Genomic DNA, 1,498 nt, shown 5'->3' with positions numbered 1-1,498 from the left:
AGAATTTGGCTTAACTCTCCTCAATACCAAACACTTACTTTATTTATCCAAATTTTGCCGTTTTTTTGCGAGTTCTTGTTATATTTGTGCGTGCAATCCTAAATCCCAATTGCCTATGAAGCATTAAAAGCGTATTATGACTTAATTGCGAATCACTTCCGCGCCGTTCCGCACTAAAAGCGCCGGCACATACATATAAAAAGCGTTAGCTTTGTACCTTGCTTTCTGAAAATCTGGAAAATTTTAAGAGCAACCAAGGAATGAAGTTTGACGCTCACGTTTCCAACGTGGGCTTCATTCTGTATTTGGTTGCACAGGTTATTCCAGAGCCTCAGAAAGCAGATCAGAGTTTTGTCCCACGTTTTTTGTATCCCTATCCCAAACTCCCACTTACATATGCCGGGGGACAGGCATTCCGATATTTGTCATGAACAACTATCTCCTGCTGATCGGCATCAGCTGCGTCCCTGCCGTAACGGGCATGTGCGCCACGCTGCCGCTCTGGTATCAGAGGCACCTGCGTAATCAGACGATTCACACGCTGGGCCTGACGCTCCTTTTCCTCACCTTGGTAATCTGCCTGCTGCCCGTAATCACGAACGAAAGTTCGGGAATCGGATTCGCGGCCATCGCACTCAGCAGCATCAATTTCTTTCTCTTCCGCCATTACGAACGCCTGCTCTACACATTGCGGTGCCCCGGCTGCCGCCGTGTAGCGCTCCGCATCCGCGCCATACACCACAAAACCTACAAGCTTCACTGCAAGCACTGCGGACTCTATACCGATTGGCACGCATAACCGCTCGGCTAAGTCCCAATGCGATAAGCCGCGCAGGGAGTCGCGGAAGAATAAGACAACAGCCTCAGAGATATAAAACGCCGGCATTAAAAAGCAACATCGAAAAGGCGCAATACCGCTTTTCCACGGACTGCGCCATAAATAGGAATACGGTCGCCACGGACCGTATTGCAAATGGGAAAACGGGCAGGGCAGCTCTTCCCGAACCGTACAACGCGCCCCGTACTTCGGATTAGAACGGCTTTCGCCCCGCGGGAGGATCTTCGGATCTTCCCGCTTTTTCATACTCTAAAAACAAAAATACGGGTTTAATACTGTCAGTACGTATTCCCTGCAGCGTTCGTATTCGTTATCCGCTTGCGGTGTAAGAATCCCTATCTATACGCAAAAGCAGAAGCGAGAGTGAACCGAACGCCTGCGTTAACCGGCTGACACAGTCAGGCCCCCCCCCTTATTTATAAGGAGACGCAGCGTCGGCAGAGGTAAGGTGAGAGATCGTAAAAGCCACGTCAACAGGCGGGAAAAGCAGGGCTTGCCCCCCCCCAAGCAATCTCGGCAAGCAGGGAAAGCACCCCTGTCACCCAGCAGGCCACTAAGGAGCGTTCCCCCGTATGCCTGTATGCCTTGGTTCGGCTTGTCCTGCATCGCTGTAAGCAGCATGAATATCCCCCTGTTCAGACACTATGAATTGTTATTATC

1 protein-coding gene is annotated in these 1,498 nt (G+C 50.5%); it reads left to right on the top strand.

Going from position 1 to position 1,498, the window contains the following annotated elements; genetic code table 11:
* Window positions 1-427: 427 nt before the first annotated feature.
* Window positions 428-799: a hypothetical protein gene (locus ACESTR_RS16090; protein WP_278686085.1), complete on the top strand. Its 372-nt coding sequence runs from the start codon at window positions 428-430 to the stop codon at window positions 797-799.
* The last annotated feature ends 699 nt before the right edge of the window (window positions 800-1,498 follow it).

It is taken from the genome of Alistipes sp. DJF_B185 (assembly GCF_964250025.1).
Classification (GTDB): domain Bacteria; phylum Bacteroidota; class Bacteroidia; order Bacteroidales; family Rikenellaceae; genus Alistipes; species Alistipes finegoldii.
This window is presented reverse-complemented; position numbering and strand designations above follow the sequence as displayed.

Excerpts from the sequence above, each read along its gene's own strand:
- ACESTR_RS16090 (WP_278686085.1), top strand. The coding sequence starts at position 428 with ATGAACAACTATCTCCTGCTGATCGGCATCAGCTGCGTCCCTGCCGTA.